Raw genomic sequence first — 21,182 nt, forward strand, 5'->3', positions numbered from 1 at the left:
GACGGGTGGACGGAGAAACCGACGGGCTACGGGCGCACCCCGTGCTCGTTGATCACGCCCCGGTCGTCGAGCCGCGCGTCGAACTTCGCGAGCGGCTTCGCCTGCGCCGGGTCCTCCCGCACGGCGGCGGGCGCGACACCCGCCCAGCGCAGGATGGCCGCGGTGGCCTTCGCCCGGTCCTCCTCGACCAGCCCGGCCACGTTCGCGCCGTGGTTGCCGCCCGGCACCGTCATGACGTAGTTGTCCCGCCCGCTCGTGCCCGGCCGGAAGCGCTCGGCACCCCACGGGTCGTTCTCGCCGTAGACGTACAGCATGTGGTCGGCACGGTGCCTCACCCAGGTGTCGATGTCGCGCATCGCCTGCGGCTGGAACTTCATCGGGATGGCGCGCGGCACGAAGTTGCGCGGCGGCTGGTACCCGTAGCGGCTGAGCCCGCCGAGCCACGGCTGCTTGATGGTGGGCGAGCCGAGCTGGGTGCCTGCCTGGTAGTAGTACGGAACGTACCGAACCAGACCCTGGTCGGCGGAGGAGGAGAAGCCGGAGTGCCAGTCGATCGAGTCCCAGATCTCCTGGTCGGAGGCGGACTTGGCGTCGGCCGGGATGGTGTCGCAGTCGGCCAGCAGGCTGTACTGCCAGAAGGACCAGACGTAGTCCATCACGACGGCCTCGTAGGCCCGGTCCAGCGAACCGAGGGTGTTGAAGGTGTAGCCGTTCGCGGCGGCGTACTCCTGGTACTTCTTCTCCAGCGCCCCGCGGCGGACCAGCGCCTCGCGCTGCACCCCGTTCAACCGGTCGCGGCACTTCTTGGTGCCCACCTCGGCGAAGAACCGGTCGTACGCGGAGTCCTCCTTGTCCACCACGTCGTTGGGCGCGACGTACGCGACGACGCCGTCCATGTCCTGCGGGTGGAAGCGCTTGTAGTACGTGGCGGTCATGCCGCCCTTCGAACCACCGGTGGTCAGCCAGTTCTTGGTGTAGACGCCCTTCAGCGCGGTGAAGATCCGGTGCTGGTCGTCGGCGGCCTGCCGGATGTCGAGCTTGGACCAGTCGGCGGGCGACGGACGGGACGGAGTGAAGAACCGATACTCCAGGGAGACCTGGTTGCCGTCGATGATCCGGGTCGGCTCGGAACGGCTCGGCGTGGTCGAGACGTTGTAGCCGCTGGTGAAGAAGACGGTCGGCCGGGACGTGTCCTTGTGCAGCAGGGTCAGGCGCTGCTGGAACGTGCCCTTGGACGGGTTTCGGTGGTCGGTCGGCTGAGTGTATTCGAGGACGAAGTAGCGGTAGCCCTCGTACGGCTTCTCCTCGATGAGACTCATTCCCGGGATGGCCAGGAGGCGGTCCTTGATGTCCGCACTCGCGGCCGTGCCCGGACTTGTGCCGTGGTCGACGGCGGTCGCGGTTCGCGGCGCGGCCGGTTGAGCGGCGGTGGCCGCCCCGGCCGTGGCCCCGGTCGCGCTCACCGTGCCCACGAGCACCGCGAGCGACAGGACACCTCTGAGCGCCTTGCGCATGCATCCTCCCCTGGGTTCACAACGGTGGTCGTGAACCTAGCGGGGTAACTCCCGTGTCGCCAGACCTTATTGACGATGGGAAGAACGGGACGAAAGCATCAGCAGAGGATCCAGCCGGTGGAACCGGACTTGCCCGCGATGGCGGCCGATGCCCGGACACACCGGTTGAGCGCATGGACCGTCACGGGACCGGCCTGCCGGGTGTACTGGCCGCTGTCGACGACGGGGCCGCCGCCGCGCGGCTGGATCGTCACGGACATCGGGCGCTTCGGGCCGGGCTTCTTGGCGACCGCGACGGCGCAGGCATAGGCGCGGCTCTTGTAGACGCGCAGCTCACCGGTCTTGAACGGGACCGTCTTCGCCAGGCGCCCGGAGCAGGCCGCCGTGGCCTCGGCCCGGCCCTCGACGGTACCGGTGGCCACCAGCGCGAGAACGGTCGCCAGCGACAGGGTGAGGAAACGCGCGGGCACGCCCCCTCCTGCCCGCCCGGCCCAGCCGGCCCGTCGGACCCGGCGGTCCCGCCCGACCTCACCCGCCCCCGCGCTCACCGGCAGCTCCCGTCCCCTCGGTCCGTCCCTAGGCCCGCCCCTCGCCCCGTCCCCTTACCGAACACGCGCACGCCCGCTCGACACCTATCCATACATGCGTACGACGCAGCGGTCCGTCAGACGGTTGCATTCGGCACACTTCCCCGTCAAAGCGACCGTGGGGCGTGTCCCCGGCCCACCGCCGAATCCGGCCCGCCGGTCACACCCCGGCGGGCTCGTCCTCCCCTATGAAGGTGCGCCACAGCCCGGCGTAATGCCCGTCCCGGGCGAGGAGTTCGTCGTGCGTGCCGTCCTCGACGACCCGGCCGTGGTCCATCACCACGACCCGGTCGGCTCGGGCGGCCGTGGTCAGCCGGTGGGCGACGACCAGGGTGGTGCGCCGCCCGGCGAGGCGGTCGGTCGCCTGGTTGACCAGGGCCTCGCTGGCCAGGTCCAGGGAGGCGGTCGCCTCGTCGAGCAGCAGGACGTCCGGGTCGACGAGTTCGGCGCGGGCGAGCGCGATGAGCTGGCGCTGTCCGGCGGACAGGTTGCGGCCCCGCTCGGCCACCTCGTGGAGGTAGCCGTCGTCCAGGGTGGCGATCATGTCGTGGGCGCCGACCGCCCGCGCCGCCGCCTCCACCTCCGCGTCGCCGGCCTCCGGCCGCCCGTACGCGATGGCGTCCCGGACCGTACCAGCGAAGAGGTACGCCTCCTGCGGCACCACCCCGAGCCGGTGCCGGTACGCGGTGAGATCGAGGCGGCGCAGGTCGACACCGTCCGCCGTGACCCGGCCGCCCGTCGGGTCGTAGAACCGGGCCACCAGCTTGACCAGGGTGGACTTCCCGGCCCCGGTCTCGCCCACGAACGCGACCGTCTGACCGGACGGAATCCGCAGATCGACACCGGACAGCGCCGCCTCGGCGTCCTTGGCGCGCGCGGCATCACCGGCGTCGTCGCTCCCGTCCCCCGTATCGCTCCCGTACGCGAAGGACACGTCCTCGAAGGCGATCTCGCCGCGCAGCGACGGCACGTCCACCGGTTCGTCCGGGCTCTCGGCCGACGCCGGCTCCCGCAGCAGCTCCTGGATACGGCGGAGCGAGACGGTGGCCTGCTGGTAGCCGTCGAAGACCTGGGAGAGCTGCTGCACCGGGGCGAAGAACAGGTCGATGTACAGCAGGTACGCGACCAGGGCGCCCGCCGTGAGGGTGCCGTTGTCGACCCGGCCCGCGCCGACGATCAGCACGGCCGCCGAGGCCACCGACGACAGCAGCTGCACGAACGGGAAGTAGACCGAGATCAGCCACTGCCCCCGGATCCGGGCCTCGCGGTAGTCGGCGCTGCGCTCGGCGAACCGGCGCGTGCCGTCGTCCTCGCGGCGGAACGCCTGCACGATCCGCAGCCCGGAGACGGACTCCTGGAGATCGGCGTTGACCACGCTGATGCGTTCACGGGCCAGTTCGTACGCCTGGACGCTCTTGCGGCGGAAGAAGTACGTGCCGATCACCAGCACCGGCAGGGTCGTGAAGACGACGAGGGCCAGCTCCACGTCCAGGACCAGCAGGGCGACCATGATGCCGAGGAAGGTGACGACGGAGACGAAGGCCGTGACCAGACCGGTCTGGAGGAACGTGGACAGCGCGTCCACGTCGGTGGTCATCCGGGTCATGATGCGGCCGGTCAGCTCGCGCTCGTAGTAGTCCAGGCCGAGCCGCTGGAGCTGCGCGAAGATCTTGAGGCGGAGCGAGTAGAGGACGCGTTCGCCGGTACGGCCGGTCATCCGGGTCTCGCCGATCTGGGCCGCCCACTGCACCAGTACGACCAGCAGGGCCAGCGCGGACGCCGCCCAGACCGCGCCGAGCGCGAGCCGGGTGACGCCCTGGTCGATGCCGTGCCGGATCAGCACCGGCAGCAGCAGCCCGGCGCCCGCGTCCACCGCGACCAGCAGCAGGCTCAGCAGGAGCGGCAGCCCGAAGCCGCGCAGCAGCCCGCGCAGCCCGTACGAGTCCTCGGGGCGGACGGCCCGCGCCTCGTCGATGTCGGGGGTGTCGGTGGCCGGCGGCAGCGCCTCGACCTGGGCGAGCAGTTCGGGCGTCGCGGGCATGCCGGCCGCCCCGTTGTCGCGCGGCTCGTCCTTGCGGACCCACAGGCGCGGGCTGATTCCCCGCTCGGCGTCGTACTCGGCGTCGAGTTCCGCGTCGAGCTCCTTGCGGAGCGCGCGGTCGTCCTCGGCGTCGGTGTCGGCGGGCGCGGCCGACCGGTGTCCGGGCGAGGTGCCGCCCAGTTCGTCGGGGTCGGTGAGCAGGCGCCGGTAGAGCGCGGAACGGCGCTCCAGTTCCTCGTGGGTGCCGATGTCCGCGAGCCGCCCGTCCTCCAGGACGGCGATGCGGTCCGCGAGGCCGAGGGTGGAGCGGCGGTGGGCGATCAGCAGGGTGGTGCGCCCGGCCATCACCTGCCGCAGCGCCTCGTGGATCTCGTGCTCGACCCGGGCGTCCACGGCGGAGGTGGCGTCGTCGAGGAGGAGCAGACGGGGGTCGGTGAGGATGGCGCGGGCCAGCGCGATGCGCTGGCGCTGGCCGCCGGACAGGGTGAGTCCGTGTTCACCGACCTTGGTGTCGTAGCCGTCGGGCAGTTCCGCGATGAACCGGTCGGCCTGGGCGGCGCGGGCCGCCTCCTCGATCTGCTCCTGGGTGGCGTCGGGGAGGCCGTAGGCGATGTTGGCGCGCACGGTGTCGGAGAACAGGAAGCTGTCCTCCGGTACGAGGCCGATGGCGGCGCGCAGGGACTGCTGGGTCAGCTCGCGGACGTCGTGGCCGCCGACGAGGACGGCACCGTGCGTCACGTCGTAGAAGCGGGGCAGCAGCAGCGAGACGGTGGACTTGCCGCTGCCGGACGCACCGACGACGGCGATGGTCTCGCCGGGCTCGATGGTCAGCGAGAACCCGTCGAGGACGGGGCGGCCGTCGGCGTAGCCGAACCGTACGTCGTCGAACTCGACGCTCGCCGGGGCGTCGGCGGGCAGTTCCTTCGTGCCGTCCGCCATGGTCGGCTCGGTGTCGATCAGTTCCAGGACGCGTTCGACACCGGCACGGGCCTGCTGGCCGACCGTGAGGACCATGGCCAGCATCCGGACCGGGCCGACGAGCTGGGCGAGGTAGGTGGAGAACGCGACGAACGTGCCGAGGGTGATCTGGCCCCGGGTGGCGAGCCAGCCGCCGAGGGCCAGCATCGCGACCTGGCCGAGCGCGGGTACGGCCTGGAGGGCGGGGGTGTAGCGGGCGTTCATGCGGATCGCCCGCAGACGTCCGGCGAACAGCCTCCGCCCGACCGCCCGCAGCTTGCCGGTCTCCTGCTCCTCCTGTCCGAACCCCTTGACGACCCGGACCCCCGAGACCGCCCCGTCGACCACCCCCGCGACGGCCGCGGCCTGCCCCTGGGCGTACCAGGTGGCCGGGAAGAGCCGGGCACGGGAGTGGCGGGCTATGTACCAGAGGGCGGGGGCGACGGCGAGCGCGACCAGGGTGAGCAGCGGTGAGAGCCACGCCATGATCACCAGGGAGATGATGAAGAGGAGGACGTTCCCGATGGTCATCGGGAGCATGAAGAGCAGCCCCTGGATGAGCTGGAGGTCGCTGGTCGCGCGCCCCACGACCTGCCCGGTCGACAACTCGTCCTGCCGCCTCCCGTCGAGCCGGGTGAGCGTCCCGTACATCTCGGTGCGCAGGTCGTGCTGGACGTCCAGGGCGAGGCGTCCGCCGTAGTAGCGGCGGATGTACGTGGCCGCGTACACCAGGACGGCGGCGACCAGCAGGAGCCCGGTCCAGACGGCGAGGGACCCGGTGTGGTCGCCGACCACGTCGTCGATGATCACCTTGGTGATCAGCGGGACGACCGCCATGACCGCCATGCCGGCGAGCGACGAGCCGAGCGCCAGCAGTACGTTGCGCCGGTAGCGCCACGCGTAGCCGCTCAGCCGCCGCACCCAGCCCGGGGCCTGCGCCGCGCCCACCGCGCCGCCGCCGCGCCTCGCGCTCTCCGCGTCCCCTGCGTCCGTCACCGGTGCCCTCCCGATCGACCTGGTCTGCCGCAAGGCACCAACACCGTGGGCAGCGGATTTCATCCCGCCGTAACGAACCCGGGGCCCGGAGGTCGGCGCGACACCGCCCAGGACCTGCCGGGCTCCCCGAGCGCGGATCAGCGGCGGGAATTCCCCGGGGCCGGGAGGCGGGGCTCGAAGCCGTCGAGAGGATCACGGGCGTCTGCGGAGCAGCCGTCGGGCGGTGAACGGCCCGTGCGCCCCCGCGGCCGGGGAGCACACGGGCCATGGATCCGCCGGACGGTCAGGCCGCGGAGCCGCCCGGCTGCCGGGCGGTCGCGATCTGGCGGGACATGATCGTGGTCAGTTCGTACGCCGTGTGGGAGGCGGCGACGGAGGTGATCTCGGCGTGGTCGTACGCGGGGGCGACCTCGACCAGGTCGGCGGAGACCAGGTTGCAGGAGGCCAGTCCCCGGACGATTTCGAGGAGTTCGCGGGAGGTGAGGCCGCCGGCCTCCGGGGTGCCGGTGCCGGGGGCGTGCGCCGGGTCCAGGACGTCGATGTCGATGGAGATGTACAGCGGCCGGTCACCGATGCGCTGACGGAGCTGGTCGGCGACCTCGTCGACGCCGCGCCGCATCACATCGGCGGAGGTCACGATGCCGAAGCCCATCTTCGCGTCGTCGTCCAGGTCCTGCTTGCCGTAGAGCGGGCCGCGCGTGCCGACGTGGGACAGCGCGGAGGTGTCGAGGATGCCCTCCTCGACGGCCCGCCGGAACGGGGTGCCGTGGGTGTACTCGGCACCGAAGTACGTGTCCCAGGTGTCGAGATGCGCGTCGAAGTGGAGCAGCGCGACCGGCCCGTGCTTCTTCGCGACGGAACGCAGCAGCGGCAGCGCGATGGTGTGGTCGCCGCCGAGCGTCATCATCCGGGCCCCGGTGGAAAGGAGGTCGTCGGCGGCGGACTCGATCGTCTCGACGGCCTCGTTGATGTCGAACGGGTTCACGGCGATGTCACCGGCGTCGGCGACCTGCGCGAGCGCGAACGGCGAGGCGTCCTGCGCAGGGTTGTACGGGCGCAGCAGGCGCGACGCCTCACGGATCGCGTTGCCGCCGAAGCGGGCACCGGGGCGGTAGGAGACACCCGTGTCGAAGGGCACGCCGACGACGGCGACATCGGTGGCACGGACCTCGTCGAGGCGGGGCAGCCGGGCGAATGTCGCGGGACCGGCGTACCGCGGGACACGGGAGGAGTCGACGGGGCCGCGCGGCATTTCGTTGCTGCTCATGGTGGGGGCCTTTCTCGTGTCGTGTCTCGTATCGGCGCATGGCGACGCAGGGCGTGCCCGGTGGTGCGGGGCGTGCGCCCGGTCACAGTGCGCGCCGTGCGCCGCGCCGCTCGCGGTGCGCGGGCGTACACGGTCGTGCACCACGTCGGTGCGTCTCCATGTCGGCCGCGCGCGGTCACACCGCACGTGGTCCGCGATCGCGCGGCGCGCGTCGTCCGCACCCGCGCATGGTCGTGCGCAGTAAAGACGGTAGGTGGCCCGCGGACGGTGGTGAAGTGTACGTTTTATCCATCATCGCCGTTTCAGATGGATGGTTCGTCCATGCCGCAGGCCATGGCCGGGGTCACTCCGCCGCCCACTCCCCCGATCCCGCTCACCGCGCTGCTGGCCCGTGAGGAACTGGGGCTGCGCCGGATCGCGGGCCCGGCCGAGGCGGAGCTGCTGTGGGTGCACGCCTCGGAGATGGCCGATCCTTACCCGTATCTGCTGGGCGGCGAGCTGCTGCTGAGCGCCGGGGTACTGCTCCGGGACGCCGACGCGGACACCTATGTGTCCCGGCTGGTGGAGGCGGGTGCGGCGGCGCTGGGCTTCGGGGTGACGCCGGTGTTCGACATGGTGCCGCGGGAACTGGTCGAAGCATGCGACCGGCATGGGCTGCCGCTGGTGGAGGTGCCGCCGCGGACCCGGTTCACGGCGATCGCGCGGGCGGTGTGGCGGCTGATGGCCGAGGCCCGGCACCGTGAGCTGCGCCGGGTGACCCGCGCCCAGCAGGCCCTGGCCACGGCCGCGGCCCGCCCGGATCCCGTCCCGGCGGTGCTGCACCAACTGGCGGCGGGGCTGGAGGGCCGGGCGGTGCTGCTCTCCGCGGACGGCGAGGAGTTGCACGCGGCGGGCCGCCACCCGGCCCCCGATGTCGACGCCGCCCTGACCCGGCTCACCCGGGTGGTGTCCGACACCACGCGCCCCGCCCCGGTCTCCGCCACCGACACCGTGCACGGGGCGCACGTGTCCGCGTACGCGCTGGGCGGCAGTCGGGGCCTTGTCCTGGGGCTGGTGGCGGGGCGGCGTGCGGAGGGCGACCGCACCGTGGCCGGGATCGCGGTCGTGCTGCTGTCGCTGCTGGCCGCCCCGCACCAGGGCGCCGACGCGGCGGGCCGTTCCGCCGCACTGGTGCGGCTGCTGCTGGGCACGGCCCCGGAAGAGGTCGCACCGCTCCTCGGCGGGGCCGAGCCGTGGACGGTGGTACACGCCCGCCGTGCCGACGGTGCCCCCGTCGACCCGCTCACCGCGGGAGCGCTCGGCGCCGTGCTCGGCTCGCCCCTGGTCGACGCGGGCCGGGGGCGCGATGCCGTACGGGTGCTGGTCCCCGGCAGTGAGCGGATCGTCCCGCAGCCCGGCTGGACGCTCGGCGCGTCCGGCCCCGTCGCGATCACCGCTCTCGAACTCGCCGATGCCCAGGCGTCCCGCGCCCTGGGCCGCGCCGTGGCGGCCCGCACCCCGCTGGTCCACCACCGCCCCTGCTCCGGTTCCGGCCTGGCCGCGCTGGTCCCTCCGGACCAGGCCGAGGCCCACGCCCGCGCGCTTCTCGCCCCGCTCACCGAACCACTGATCGAGACCCTGCGCTGCTGGCTGAGTCTGCATGGAAGCTGGGACCGCACCGCCACGGCCCTGCGGGTCCACCGCAACACGGTCCGCCAGCGCATCACCCGGTGCGCGGCGCTGCTGGACGCGGACCTGGACGACATGGATGTGCGGACGGAGCTGTGGTTCGCCCTGCGGACGCGGTGAGCACCGGGGCATGAGCCGTACGCCGGCCGCCCCGCGCACCCCCGTACGGGTCGGGGCCGTACGGCGACCCGGCCCGCGCCCGTACACGGGCCGGGCCCGTACACGGGCCGGGCCGTGCCACCCCGGCACGGATCGGGACCGCGGATGGACCGGCCCCGCGTCCGCCGTACGCGAACCGGGTGCGGTGAAGGACGGCGAAGAGTCGTGCCCGCGCACGTCCGTACACGGGCCGGGAACCGCACGCCCGGTCCCGCGAGCCGTCCGTTACCGCAGGCCGAGGCAGGGCAGCCAGTCGCGCGGCGCTTCGTGGACGGTGGTGAGCAGGGCGCTCAAGACCCCCGGAACGCCGACGAGCAGGGAGTGGGAGGACCGCGCCGCACGGCTGGAAAGGGCTCCGGGGCCAAGGGTCTCGGGAAGTCGTCGTCCCAGGTACTCCGCCAGCCCGGCGCGCAGCACGGCGGCGACCGGGAGACGGGCGTAGCGGTGGAACGCGTCCGCCACCACCAGCACGCCCGCCGCGCCATGGCACAACCCGAGCCGTTCGGTCAGGGGAGCGCCGACGAGATGAAGGTCCTCGTCGTACCGTTCCGCGAGGGTGGTGAACGCGTCCGCCGCCCAGTCGGCCAGGCTCCGGTCGCCCAGGGCGTCCGCCGCGTCCCAGAGGGCCCAGGCGACCCCGGGGTTGCCGTAGCACCACGCCTGTCGGGTCCGGCCCCCTTCCGGCGGCGGGCCGTCGAGTCCGGCACCGTCCCAGCTCCGGACGGATCGTGCGTCGTCGAAGGACTGCCGCACCAGCCAGCGGGTGGCGCAGCGCAGCGCGTCCAGCAGCTCCGGCCACGGCCCCACATGGCGGACGGCGGCGGTGAGTGCCGTGACGAGTCCGGCGACACCGTGTCCCATGCCCGTGTTCACCCGGCCCTGCAACCAGCCGAGACCCGGATGGCCGGAGTACTGCCCGACGCGCAGCCGGTACAGGTCGCCGCTGTCGCACAGTTCCGTCAAGTGCGCGGTGAACGGCATGAGTTGGCTGCGCTTCGGTTGAGGCGTACCGATGCACAAGGCCAGCAGGGTCCCGGACGGCCCGCTGACGAGGTCGTAGTCGGGCAACGCGACGTCCACCGTGCGCCACGGACGTCTCCACGCCTTGTCCAGCAGGTGATCGCGCAGCCTGTCGGCGGCCCGGTGCAGCGGTGGATGGATACGGGCGCCGAGCCTGAGCCCGATCAGCGTTCCTGCCAGCCCGCCGTCATGCAGGCCGGGGTGGCAGGGGCCGTGACCGGTGGACCGCGCCCACAGCTCCACCGCGCGTCCGGCGCTCGCCACCGCCGCCGGGTCGCAGGTCTCCGCGACCAGACGGGCCAGTACGGGGATGCCGGGGTCGGGGGTCGCGTGCCCGGCCTCGGAGAAGTCGTCGAGAAGCCGGACGGCGATGTCGGGGGCCGCACGGTGCAGCGGGGCCTGGCTGCCTGGGTGCATCGGAACTCCTCGTCGAGGAGCCGCCCGGAACCGGTCCGGGTGGCTTCGTTCAACTCAACAGTGGACAGCTGATGTCCGGATGCGGAGCCGTCGGCGCAGGACTCCGTCTCTCATGCGTCTGTCACGGCAGGGCGGCGTTGCCGGCCCCCTCGGCCAACCAGTTTCCCGCTTTGGTACCGACTGAAAGAGATATTGCAATTATTCGTATGATGGGTGGTTGTGCGCTTGGCGCAGCCGCTCAACAGCGCATTGGCCGTTCGCGCCGTCGCACGAGCCGGAGCGGCGGCGGCCAGTCCGCCCCGACCGCCCCAACCGCCGGACGTACGCACGAGGTTCAGCCCTGGGATGGCGGGGCGGCCGGCGGGACTCCGCACCTCCATTTCGCACCGGTGCGCGACGGAGTGTCACGCTTGCCCAGCACGCTTCGAGCGCCCCGCATCCGCGCCTTTCTGCGCAGGTCACGGCCGTGTCACGCTGCCGTCGATCAGGAACGAGCTCTTGATCGGGAAAGAACCCCTGACCGCCGCCAGAAGAAGCCTGGTCGCCGAACCCCTGGCCACCGGAGCTCCAGTGCCGTGAGCGGCACCGGCTCATCGTCAGCAGAGAGGCATCCGCCATGAACCGCTTCACCGCGCTCGCCGTCACCTCGCTCGCCATGGTCCTCGGGCTCGCCACCGGACCCGCCGCCGCCTCGGCCGGCGAGGTCGCGCCCGCCGCGGCCCCGAAGACCGCCACCGCGTACAACTGCACCGCCGGGTACTTCTGTATCTACAGCGACTGGAACGGAGGGGGCACGCGTTGCCAGTGGTCGGACCGGAAGCGGGCCAACACCGCCGACGACTGCTCCTTCATCCAACGCGGCCAGAACGTCCGCTCCGTGTGGAACTCGACGAACCACCGCGTGCAGTACTACACGAAGACCAACTACAACAACCGCGTCGGATCCACCCCCTCCGGCAAGGGCGGCAACCTTCAGGGGAACTACCAGATCCGTTCCTTCCAGCCCCAGTGACGGGAGGAGCGGGGACGCACGCATGAGGCGCACCGTGCGTCCTCCTCCCCGGCCATCGGCCGGGGAGTGCCCGAGGGGTGGGAAAGGCAGCGCTGTCCGGCGCGCGTCCGTTGCCCGCGCCGAGGCCTCCCGGCGCCGACACCGATGAGGACCCGCAGGGGGGCCACGGCACGGACCGCTCGCCGTGCGGCAACAAAGTCCCCGACAGCCGCTCCGCTCATACGCCGGCCCCGTCCTCGCCCCTCCGAGGGCGGGGTCGGCCCTCGCGCGGAGGAATCACCCCGCACGCCCCGCACGCCCGGGACGACAGCGCCGGAGCCGAACCGCAGGACACCTGCACCGCCTCCGTGTTCAAGGACGACGCCGGGCCGACCCTCTGCCGGACCCGGCGTCCACCCGGTCTCCGGAGTCGCTCGGTCACCGACCCGGGTCGCCTCTTCCCGGCCATGTGGGAGCGTCTGCTCACCCGGGCCGGATGCGCTACGGCCCGAGGGCGCAGGCCCTCGACGCGCGGCAGCCGGGGCACGACGGAACGCCTCGTGGCCCGCGCCGTCTCCCCATGGCGATCGCCCCATGACCTCGCCGAGCATCGCCCCATGACCAACGCCTCGGGCGGACAGCGACCATCGCGGTGGAAGGACGGCCCTGGACAGCGGCAGTAACTGCCGGGTAACTTCTGTTATTACCTGAGCAAGCGCTTAGCCAGGCTGGCCCAGAACCCGACCGAAGCCGACCTGGTCCGGATGACGCCGTCCGAACCCGACCGAAGATGATCAAGGAGGCACCCGTGCGCCGTACGGTATTCGACGAGGACCACGAGGCGTTCCGGGAGACCATACGCGCCTTCATCGAGGCCGAGGTCGTCCCCCACTACGACGAGTGGTTCCAGCAGGGCATCGTGCCGCGCGAGTTCTACGGCAAGCTCGCCGAGCTGGGCCTGTTCGGGATCAACGTCCCCGAGGAATTCGGCGGCGCCGGTCTGGAGACCCACAAGTTCGAGGCCATCCAGTACGAGGAGACCGCCCGCGCGGGCGTCACCTTCGGCGGTTCCGGCGTCCATGTGCTGCTCGCCCTGCCGTACATCAAGATGCTGGCCGACGAGGAGCAGAAGAAGCGCTACCTGCCCAAGTTCGTCTCCGGCGAGGAGATGTGGGCGCTCGCGATGACCGAGCCGGGCACCGGGTCCGACCTCGCGGGCATGAAGACCACGGCCAAGCTCTCGGACGACGGCACGCACTACGTGCTCAACGGCGCCAAGACGTTCATCACCGGCGGTGTCCACGCCGACCGCGTGATCGTCTGCGCCCGCACCTCCGCGCCGACCGCCGAGGACCGCCGCTTCGGCATCTCGCTGTTCGCCGTCGACGCCAAGTCCGAGGGCTACTCCGTCGGCCGCAAGCTCGACAAGCTGGGCCTGCGCGCCTCCGACACCGCCGAGCTGGCGTTCGTCGACGTGAAGGTGCCCGCCGCCGACCTGCTCGGCGAGGAGAACAAGGGCTTCTACTACCTCGGCCAGAACCTGCCGTCCGAGCGCTGGGGCATCGCCTACGGCGCCTACGCGCAGGCCAGGGCCGCCGTCGCGTTCGCCAAGCAGTACGTCCAGGACCGCGTGGTCTTCGGCAAGCCGGTCGCGTCCTTCCAGAACACCAAGTTCGAGCTGGCCGCCTGCCAGGCCGAGGTGGACGCCGCCGAGGCCGTCGCCGACCGCGCGCTGGAGGCCCTGGACGCCGGTGAGCTGACCGCCGCCGAGGCCGCGTCCGCCAAGCTGTTCTGCACCGAGGTCGCCCACCGCGTCATCGACCGCTGCCTCCAGCTGCACGGCGGATACGGCTATATGAACGAGTACCCGATCGCCCGCCTCTACGCGGACAACCGGGTCAACCGCATCTACGGCGGCACCAACGAGGTCATGAAGTCGATCATCGCCAAGTCGATGGGCCTGTAGGACGGGCGCGTTCCTTCCATGAGCACGGCACTCGACTCCCTGCTCGATCTGCTCGACCTGGAGCAGATCGAGCGGGACATCTTCCGGGGCACGAGCCGTTCGGCCGTCATCCCCCGGGTGTTCGGCGGCCAGGTCGCGGCCCAGGCCCTGGTCGCCGCAGGTCGCACCGTTCCCGGCGGCGAAACGGACGGCTCCGGCCCGGTTCCGGGTATCGACCGGAGTCCCGCGCGGGGACTCGCAATCCCGTCCGCCCATTCCCTGCACGCGTACTTCCTGCGGCCCGGCGACCCGGACGCCCCGATCGTCTACGACGTCGACCGCATCCGGGACGGGCGCTCCTTCACCACCCGCCGGGTCGTCGCCATCCAGCACGGCCAGCCGATCTTCCACCTCTCGGCGTCGTTCCAGACGTACGAGGAGGGCCTGGAGCACCAGGCGGCGATGCCGCCCGCCCCGGACCCGGAGACGCTGCCGACGGCAGAGGAGTCGCTGCCCCGGTACGCGGACCGCTTCAGCGATCCGGGGGTGGTGGACCAGCTGATCGAGGCGCGCGCCGCAGTCGATCTGCGGTACGTGGACGCGCCGCCGTTCGCCACGGTCGGCGAGCCCCGCGAACCCCGCTCCCAGGTGTGGTTCCGCACCAACGGCAAGCTCGCCGACGACCCACTGCTGCACGTCTGCATGGCGACGTACGTCTCCGACATGACGCTGCTGGACTCGGTGCTGCTCGCCCACGGGCGCGGCGGCTGGGCGGTCGGCGACGTGGTCGGGGCGAGCCTGGACCACGCCATGTGGTTCCACCGGCCGTTCCGGGCCGACGAATGGCTGCTGTACGACCAGGAGTCGCCGACCGCGTCCGGCGGGCGCGGGCTCGGCCAGGCGCGGATCTACACCCAGGACGGCCGGCTGGCGATCACCGTCATCCAGGAGGGCGTGGTCCGCGTACCCCGGTGACCCGGGCGGGCGCGCGGGCGTGCGGGGCGGGGGCAGCGGCCGTCGCGGGGCGCCCGCAAGCCGGCGCGCGCCCCTGGGCCGGGGCCGTCGCGGGGCGGGGCGGGGCAGGGCGTGTGCCCCGGCCCCTCGGCCCCGTGCACTCCGGTGCCGCCCCTCGGCGGCCGGTGACCGTCCCACCTCGCGCCGGGCCGTCCGGTGCCGCCCCGTGCCGAAAAGCGGGTGCGTACCGGCCACGGTCCTGACACGCTGCGCCGATGAATCATGAACAGCTCTCCGCGATCGCCCACACCCACCACCCCGTCAAGGCCCCACTCGACGACGAATCGGTGCGACGCCTGCTGGAACAAGGGCTTCCGCGCGGCGACGAGCGGATACTCGATCTCGGCTGCGGCGGCGGGGAATGGCTTCTGCGCGCCCTGGAAGCACACCCTCGACTGCATGCCGAGGGCGTCGACATCTCTCCGGACGCCCTGGACCTGGCCCGCCGCAACGCCCTGCGCCGCGGTGTCGGTGACCGTCTGGCCCTCCACCACCGGAGCGCCGGGGAATTCTCCTCCCCGCACGCCTTCGACCTGGTGCTCAGCGTCGGAGCGTCCCATGCCTTCGGCGGGCTGCTGCCCACCCTGGCCGCGGCGCGCGAACACCTGGCCCCGGGCGGGAGGGTGCTGATCGGTGACGGGTTCTGGGACCGTGAGCCCTCCCCGGAGGCCGTCGAGATGCTCGGGGACTTCGCCGACCTGGCGACCACGGTGGACCGCGTGGTCGCGGAGGGATGGACCCCCGTGTACGGCCATGTGAGCACCCGCGCCGAACTGGACGCCTACGAGTGGGCGTGCTGGGGAACGATCGCGTCGTGGGCCCTGGACCACCCGGACGATCCGGACAGCGCCCAGGCGCTTGAGACGGCCGCCGCCCGGCGTTCCGAGTGGCTGCACGTCTATCGGGACACCTTCGGGTTCCTCACCCTGCTCCTGCGCAGGACCGCGGACTGAGGTCCAACCGCCGGACGACGGACTGATCCGCCGGGCTGCTTCCCGGGCCATCCGCGGGCCGGTCCCCACCACTCCACCGCCCGATCCGGCCGCCCCTGGCACTTCGCGGGCCGGTTTGCGACCGCTCCGCCGGCTGATCCGCCGAACCGTTCGGCCTGCTGCTCCGAGACCCCACCGCCCGACGCCGGACCCGCATGAGTGGGCTTCCCCGGTGCCGGTCCAGTGGTGCCGGGCAGTGGTTCGGGGGCGCTCCGCCGGGGCGGAGCGCCCCCGGCCCATCCAGGGCAGGTCAAAGCGCCCCCGCTGCGTCCGGGGTCAGAGCAGCCCCGCCGCGTCCAGCAGGTAGTCCGTGAGCGGGTCGTAGAACCGGGGATCCAGCACATGGTCGTCCAGCGGCACGACCACCTGGAGCGTCCCCTCGGCCTCACCCAGGAACAGCGCCGGGTCGTTGCAGTCCGCGTATCCCACCGCGTCCAGCCCTCGCTGTCCCGCGCATCCCGCCCAGCCGTGGTCGGCGACCACCAGATCGGGCAGCGGGCGGCCTTCCCGCTCCAGACCGTCCAGGATCGCGGCCATCGGGGCGGGCGAGTGGGTGTGCCAGAGTGTCGCGCCACGCTCCTGCACCGCCACGTCCGCGAACTGGAACACCATGCCCTCGTCGGCCACCAGCCCCGACGGAATGCGCACGACCTCGCATCCGGCGGCCCGCAACGCCTGCGCGGTCTGCCGGTGCACGTCGAGGAGACCACCCGGATGCCCGGTCGCGAACAGCACCCGCTCCGAACTCTCGGCCGCCTTCCGCAGCCGCGCCGCCATCCGCTCCAGCGCGCCGACCGTCAGTTCCGGGTCGATGGTGTCCTGCCCGAACCGGTGCTCCGGGTCGTCGCTGACCCCGCAGCGCTCGGCCATCACCGCCAGCACGTCCTGCTCATCGCGCCAGCGGTCGCCGAGCTCCAGTCCCAGCCAGTAGTGGCGGTCCCCGTTGGCGAGCTTGCGGTAGTGCGAGAGGTTGTTGTCGCGGGGTGTGGCGACGTCTCCGGCGATGCGCGTACGGACGAGGTGCTCGACGAGAGCGGCACGGCTGGGTATCGGCATGAACCCATTGTGCCGTCAGATGTGCGCAGTGTGTCGGAATCTTCCTGTGACGGGATCTTCCTGTGACGGGATCTTCCTGTGACAGGGCAGACCACCGCTCCCCCGCCCCGACGTCCTCCCTCCGGTATCTCCCCCCGGTGCCTCTTCGCCGGACCGGCCGCCCCCGAGCGAGCGAACGGCCGAGCGACCGACCGGCCAGAAGCCCGGTTCGTCACACACCCGATCCACCAGATGCCCGATCCACCAGGGCCCGGTCCACCCCGCCCCCGGCCCACGATGCGGCCGGGCGATCGGCCGACGGTCGGCCGCTCAGGGCAGTCGCGTCGAGTACGTGATCCGCTCCAGGTGGTAGTACCGGGCGACGCATTGCCCCGGCCACAGCCGTTTGCCACCGTTGCCGAAGGGTTCTCCCATCCCGCTGACCGACACCGGCGTGTACGGAAGCACCCGCGCGCCGCGCGCCGCCCCCTCCCGCAGCGCACGGTCCTGCCGGTCCCAGCGCTGGGCGCGTACGGCCATCTCCTGTTCCAGCCGGAGCAGCGGAACGGCGAGGCCGACACAGGTCAGCGCGCACAGGGCCGCCGCGACCGCCACCGTCGCCGTATGCGTCGCCCGTCGGCGGGTGCGCCGCGCACGCATCCGCAGCCCGCGTCCCAGCAGGGCGCCCGCGCACACCAGGAGCAGCACGTACAGCAGCAGGAAATCGCCCCATACGCGCGGCGCGATCGCCACGCTCGTCCCGAAGGCGGGGAGGGCGACGACGGTGCAGAGGAATCCGGCTACCAGAAAGGCGAGGAACCCGGCGAGAAGGAGGACCAGGGGCCGGCGCCCCAGCGGTCCGCCCGGCCACGGCTCTTCCTTCCCCCGCCCGTCCGGGCTCCGTCCCTCGGCCCCTTGCCCGTCCCCGCGCACGTCACGGCGTACCAGCGATCCCAGCAGCACGCCGGCCGCGAGCGCCCCCACGTACTGCCAGGTCGTGAGGACCGTGCCCAGGACATCCGCGAAGGCCCGCAGCGCCTCGCCCAGCGCCCGCGGACCGAAGACGGCGGTGGAGTCGGCGCCGAACCGTTCGCGGCGGGTGCGCGCGCCCGGTGACAGGTACAGGATGGCCGCCCCGATCACGACCCCGGCGAAGGCGACCGCGCACCAGACGCGGGTCTGGGTCCGGCCGGGCCCCGGCGCCGCCCGGTGGCCGAGCAGCAGAACGGTGGCGAGGAGGACGAGGACGACGACCGCGGTCTCCTCCGACAGCGTGCCGATGAAGACCCCGGTCACGAGCGCGACGCCCAGCGCGAGCGCCCGGCCCCGGCCGGTCCGCGCCCGCAGCGCCGGAATCACGGCGGCGCAGGCCAGAACGGGCGAGACGGTGTGTGAGACGGAGGAAGCGGGCCAGTAGAACACCTTGTACGGGTTCGAGGTCGCCAGGAAGAAGACCGCCGCGGTCATCGCCGCCACCAGCAGCGCGAGGCCGCGCGGCGCGGTCAGCCGGGCCCTGCCGAGCACGGAGGCGATCAGCGCCCACAGGATGCCCAGCATGACCGCCCCGCTGACCAGGGCGAACCACTGGTGTCCGGCGACGTCGAAGGCTCCGTACGCGACGACGAGCAGCGCGTTGGCGACGCGGCCGTTGTCCTGGAGGTAGAACTTCGCGATCATCCCGGCGGCGCCTTCGTCCCGTACGACCGGGAGGAAGCACCAGTCGTCCGCACCCGGGCGGACCAGTCGGCCGATCCAGAAGGCCGCGCCGAGCAGGGCGAGCGGCAGCAGGGCGAGCAGCGGCACGGCGCGGGCCGCTCTCCGCGCGCCGCTCCGCCGCGAGGCTTCCGGGGCGGGACCGGCGGAGCCAGAGGTGGGGCGGGCGGAGCCAGGGGTGGGGCCGAGGACGGCATCGGTGGAACCGTCCGGGTGGATCGCCTTCTCGCCGCTCCGCCGCTCGCCGTCGGCGGCGCCCTTCGACGTTTCCGCGGTCATGTGCGCTGGGACCTTCCGTACGGGGCTCGCGCCGTGCGGGTCGTGTGAGTCATGTGTCGCGTGTGTGCGCCGCATGCCATGCGCCGCATGTGGTGTGTCGCATGTGGTGTGTCGCGTGTCGCGCGCCGGGGATCGCATGGCGCTTCGACGCGACCGGGTGGTGCGAGGACTCAGGGCGCGGTGCGTCCGGCCCCGCTCCCGGCCGGTGCGGCGCGTCGCCGGGTCCGGTCGGCCCCGGAGTCGATGGCCCAGCGGGCGAGCAGGAACGAGAAGGGCGTGGCGAGGATTCCGGCGGCCAGGGCGGCGACGTTCTTGCCCAGGCCCAGCCGGCTCACGCCGATGTACAGCAGGGCTCCGGTGAGCACGAGATTGACGACGCTCGACAGCGGATACCGGAAGAGGGCCTGCCAGGTCGGCCTCGTGCGGCAGGTGATGTACGAGTTGAGCAGGAAGGAACCCAGAACGCTGATCACGTATCCGATGACGTGCGCGGTCAGATAGGGAATCCAGATGTTCAGCGTGGCGTACACCGCCAGATATACCGCCGTATTGACGAGGCCGACCGCCGCGAAAGCGATGAACTGGCGCACCGTGCGGAATCGGGACGCCCCGATGGCGGTCGCCCCGGATTGCCGCGCAAAGGACCGGTCCACCATGGAGTCCGGTGGCCCCGGGCGGTGCTTCGTCGGCCAGCCGTCGATCGGCGGCGCCTTCGCCGTTTCGTTCGTCTCGCGCACCACGTAGTGCGGGCGGCGTTTCGCCTCGAAGTAAATACGCCCCACGTATTCGCCGATGACGCCGAGTGTCGCGAGCTGGATTCCGCCGAGGGCGATGACGGCGGTCAGCAGGGTGGTGTAGCCGGGCACGCCGACGCCGTGCAGGGCCACCCCGGTAATGATCCACAGGGCGTATCCCAGCGCCGTGAGCGCGAGTGCGAGACCGACGTGGATGGCGAGGCGGAGCGGGCGGCTGTTGAACGAGATCAGTCCGTCGATCCCGTAGTTGAGCAGCCGTCTGCCACCCCACTTCGAGCGTCCCGCCGCGCGCTGCGTGTTCTGGTAGGCGAAGCTGACCGTGTCGAAGCCGATCCAGGAGAAGATCCCCTTGGAGAACCGGTTCGTCTCGGGCAGCGCGAGCACGGCGTCCACGGCGTCGCGCGACAGCAGCCGGAAGTCGCCCTCGCCGTCCACGACCTCGACGTCCATGCACCGGCCCATGGCCTTGTAGTAGGCGATGCTGAGGAAGGTGCGCAGGACCCCCTCCCCCGTGCGGTCCCGCCGCGCGACGACCTGGTGGTATCCGCGGCGCCGCAGTTCCAGCATGCGGGGCAGCAGTTCGGGCGGGTGCTGGAGATCGGCGTCCATGAGGACGACGGAGTCGCCGCGGGCCATGCGCAGTCCCGCGAGCATGGCCGCCTCCTTGCCGAAATTACGGCTGAAGGAGGTGTAGCGGACCCGCCGGTCGGCATCGGCGAGTGAACCGATCCTGAGCCTGGTGCGGTCGCTGCTGCCGTCGTCGACATAACAGATCTCGAAGGTACGACGAGTCGGTTCGAGAACGGAGATCAGTGCGCGGTGAAACGCCTCGATCACCTCGTCCTCGTTGAAACAGGGGACGACGACCGAAACCTGACATGTTTTCATTCATATTTCCCATCAGGCGTGGCGGGACAGCTCAAACCATATGCCTGGGGAACACCGGGACAACCGACCGACGAAGCCTGCGGAGAAAAAGGAAAGAGAATTGGAGGAATAACCCCCGATCCGCCGTGCGGCAATTCATTTATGTCATATATTCGGGGTGATTCCGGAGCGTGAAGCGCTACCCCCCTTCGCGCGCCCCTCCCCCACTCACAGGCGCGACGGGTCCCGCTGCCGACCCCTGCCGCCCGACCGCGCCAACGGGATCACCCGCCGACCGCCGCGTCAGCGGCCCCCGCTCGTGACCGCGCTCACGGCCCCCGCCGCTGCCCGCTACCGACGGCCGCCGCTTCGAACGCCCCGCGCGCCAGCCGGTGCAGCAGCGCCGCCGTGTCCGATCGGTCCGGCCGCACACCGGGGCGGCCCAGGTGCGGGGTGGAGTTCAGCAGACCGAAGACGGCGTGGACGGCGGCACGCGCCTCATGCTCGGGGAGGTCCTGATACAGCTCGCGGACGGCGTCCACCCACACCTCGACGTACTGCCGCTGGAGCTGGCGGACCCGCTTGCGGTCGGCGTCCCGGAGGCGGTCCAGCTCGCGGTCGTGCAGGGTGATGAGGGGGCGGTCGTCGAGGGCGAAGTCGATGTGCCCCTCGATGAGCGCGTCCAGCAGGGCCCGCGGCGAGCCGTCCGGGCGGGCCGTCTCCTCCGACACGCGCAGCCGCCCGCCGGCCAGCAGCCGCTCGCTGATGCCGACCAGCAGTTCGGCCAGCATCGCGTCCTTGCCGGGGAAGTGCCGGTAGAGACCCGGGCCGCTGATGCCGACCGCGGCCCCTATCTCGTCGACACCGACGCCGTGGAAGCCTCGCTCGGCGAAGAGGCGAGCGGCCTCCTTGAGGATCTGCTCGCGGCGGGTGGCGGCCGCGACGCGGGCGGCGTTGGTGCTCAT

The 21,182-nt window shown here is 72.1% G+C and carries 14 protein-coding genes; 5 read left to right on the plus strand and 9 right to left on the minus strand.

Annotation, left to right across the window (positions count from 1 at the left end; all coding sequences use genetic code 11):
• Positions 1–26: 26 nt before the first annotated feature.
• The 4 genes from ACIHCL_RS04235 to speB form a co-directional block, all read right to left on the minus strand.
• A complete protein-coding gene (locus tag ACIHCL_RS04235; protein WP_399856720.1) occupies positions 27–1,514 on the minus strand; it encodes a S28 family serine protease in 1,488 nt (495 codons plus the stop codon).
• 98 nt (positions 1,515–1,612) lie between these two features.
• Positions 1,613–1,984 carry a hypothetical protein gene (locus ACIHCL_RS04240; protein WP_399856722.1) on the minus strand — a complete coding sequence of 124 codons (372 nt, stop codon included), beginning with the start codon at positions 1,982–1,984 and terminating at the stop codon, positions 1,613–1,615.
• 277 nt (positions 1,985–2,261) lie between these two features.
• Positions 2,262–6,047, minus strand: coding sequence for an ABC transporter ATP-binding protein (locus ACIHCL_RS04245; RefSeq protein ID WP_399857143.1), 3,786 nt, complete (start codon positions 6,045–6,047; stop codon positions 2,262–2,264).
• Between the two features lie 331 nt (positions 6,048–6,378).
• Complete coding sequence (speB, locus tag ACIHCL_RS04250; protein ID WP_399856724.1) at positions 6,379–7,362, minus strand: agmatinase; 984 nt, start codon at positions 7,360–7,362, stop codon at positions 6,379–6,381.
• Between the two features lie 321 nt (positions 7,363–7,683).
• On the opposite strand from speB, the gene ACIHCL_RS04255 reads away from it, so the two are divergent.
• On the plus strand, positions 7,684–9,150 hold the full coding sequence (locus ACIHCL_RS04255; RefSeq protein WP_399856726.1) for a PucR family transcriptional regulator ligand-binding domain-containing protein: 1,467 nt from the start codon (positions 7,684–7,686) through the stop codon (positions 9,148–9,150).
• 264 nt (positions 9,151–9,414) lie between these two features.
• Here the strand turns inward: ACIHCL_RS04255 and ACIHCL_RS04260 are convergent, their stop codons facing one another.
• Positions 9,415–10,626 carry a lanthionine synthetase LanC family protein gene (locus ACIHCL_RS04260; protein WP_399856727.1) on the minus strand — a complete coding sequence of 404 codons (1,212 nt, stop codon included), beginning with the start codon at positions 10,624–10,626 and terminating at the stop codon, positions 9,415–9,417.
• 616 nt (positions 10,627–11,242) lie between these two features.
• On the opposite strand from ACIHCL_RS04260, the gene ACIHCL_RS04265 reads away from it, so the two are divergent.
• The 4 genes from ACIHCL_RS04265 (at position 11,243) to ACIHCL_RS04280 (ending at position 15,529) form a co-directional block, all read left to right on the plus strand.
• A complete protein-coding gene (locus ACIHCL_RS04265; RefSeq protein WP_399856729.1) occupies positions 11,243–11,638 on the plus strand; it encodes a peptidase inhibitor family I36 protein in 396 nt (131 codons plus the stop codon).
• A gap of 787 nt (positions 11,639–12,425) precedes the next feature.
• Positions 12,426–13,583, plus strand: coding sequence for an acyl-CoA dehydrogenase family protein (locus tag ACIHCL_RS04270; protein ID WP_399856731.1), 1,158 nt, complete (start codon positions 12,426–12,428; stop codon positions 13,581–13,583).
• A gap of 18 nt (positions 13,584–13,601) precedes the next feature.
• Complete coding sequence (locus ACIHCL_RS04275; RefSeq protein WP_399856733.1) at positions 13,602–14,537, plus strand: acyl-CoA thioesterase; 936 nt, start codon at positions 13,602–13,604, stop codon at positions 14,535–14,537.
• 254 nt (positions 14,538–14,791) lie between these two features.
• Positions 14,792–15,529, plus strand: coding sequence for an SAM-dependent methyltransferase (locus ACIHCL_RS04280; protein WP_399856735.1), 738 nt, complete (start codon positions 14,792–14,794; stop codon positions 15,527–15,529).
• Between the two features lie 315 nt (positions 15,530–15,844).
• Here the strand turns inward: ACIHCL_RS04280 and ACIHCL_RS04285 are convergent, their stop codons facing one another.
• The 4 genes from ACIHCL_RS04285 to ACIHCL_RS04300 all read right to left on the minus strand — a co-directional run bounded on the left by ACIHCL_RS04285 (position 15,845) and on the right by ACIHCL_RS04300 (position 21,182).
• The gene (locus tag ACIHCL_RS04285; RefSeq protein WP_399856736.1) at positions 15,845–16,624 is read right to left on the minus strand and encodes a phosphatase; all 780 of its coding nucleotides are present in this window, start codon (positions 16,622–16,624) and stop codon (positions 15,845–15,847) included.
• Positions 16,625–16,933: 309 nt separating this feature from the next.
• Positions 16,934–18,595 (minus strand): DUF6056 family protein, encoded by a 1,662-nt coding sequence (locus ACIHCL_RS04290; RefSeq protein ID WP_399856737.1) that lies wholly within the window; start codon positions 18,593–18,595, stop codon positions 16,934–16,936.
• 170 nt (positions 18,596–18,765) lie between these two features.
• Positions 18,766–20,238 (minus strand): glycosyltransferase, encoded by a 1,473-nt coding sequence (locus ACIHCL_RS04295; protein ID WP_399856739.1) that lies wholly within the window; start codon positions 20,236–20,238, stop codon positions 18,766–18,768.
• A 308-nt stretch (positions 20,239–20,546) separates the two neighbouring features.
• Positions 20,547–21,182 carry a TetR/AcrR family transcriptional regulator gene (locus tag ACIHCL_RS04300; protein ID WP_399856740.1) on the minus strand — a complete coding sequence of 212 codons (636 nt, stop codon included), beginning with the start codon at positions 21,180–21,182 and terminating at the stop codon, positions 20,547–20,549.

Source organism: Streptomyces sp. NPDC052042 (genome assembly GCF_044548345.1).
In the GTDB taxonomy this organism is placed as follows: domain Bacteria; phylum Actinomycetota; class Actinomycetes; order Streptomycetales; family Streptomycetaceae; genus Streptomyces.

Coding starts and splice junctions, on each gene's coding strand:
- ACIHCL_RS04235 (WP_399856720.1), bottom strand. CDS start 1,514: ATGCGCAAGGCGCTCAGAGGTGTCCTGTCGCTCGCGGTGCTCGTGGGC.
- speB (WP_399856724.1), bottom strand. CDS start 7,362: ATGAGCAGCAACGAAATGCCGCGCGGCCCCGTCGACTCCTCCCGTGTC.
- ACIHCL_RS04255 (WP_399856726.1), top strand. CDS start 7,684: ATGCCGCAGGCCATGGCCGGGGTCACTCCGCCGCCCACTCCCCCGATC.
- ACIHCL_RS04260 (WP_399856727.1), bottom strand. CDS start 10,626: ATGCACCCAGGCAGCCAGGCCCCGCTGCACCGTGCGGCCCCCGACATC.
- ACIHCL_RS04265 (WP_399856729.1), top strand. CDS start 11,243: ATGAACCGCTTCACCGCGCTCGCCGTCACCTCGCTCGCCATGGTCCTC.
- ACIHCL_RS04275 (WP_399856733.1), top strand. CDS start 13,602: ATGAGCACGGCACTCGACTCCCTGCTCGATCTGCTCGACCTGGAGCAG.
- ACIHCL_RS04280 (WP_399856735.1), top strand. CDS start 14,792: ATGAATCATGAACAGCTCTCCGCGATCGCCCACACCCACCACCCCGTC.
- ACIHCL_RS04285 (WP_399856736.1), bottom strand. CDS start 16,624: ATGCCGATACCCAGCCGTGCCGCTCTCGTCGAGCACCTCGTCCGTACG.
- ACIHCL_RS04290 (WP_399856737.1), bottom strand. CDS start 18,595: ATGACCGCGGAAACGTCGAAGGGCGCCGCCGACGGCGAGCGGCGGAGC.
- ACIHCL_RS04295 (WP_399856739.1), bottom strand. CDS start 20,238: ATGAAAACATGTCAGGTTTCGGTCGTCGTCCCCTGTTTCAACGAGGAC.
- ACIHCL_RS04300 (WP_399856740.1), bottom strand. CDS start 21,182: ATGAGCACCAACGCCGCCCGCGTCGCGGCCGCCACCCGCCGCGAGCAG.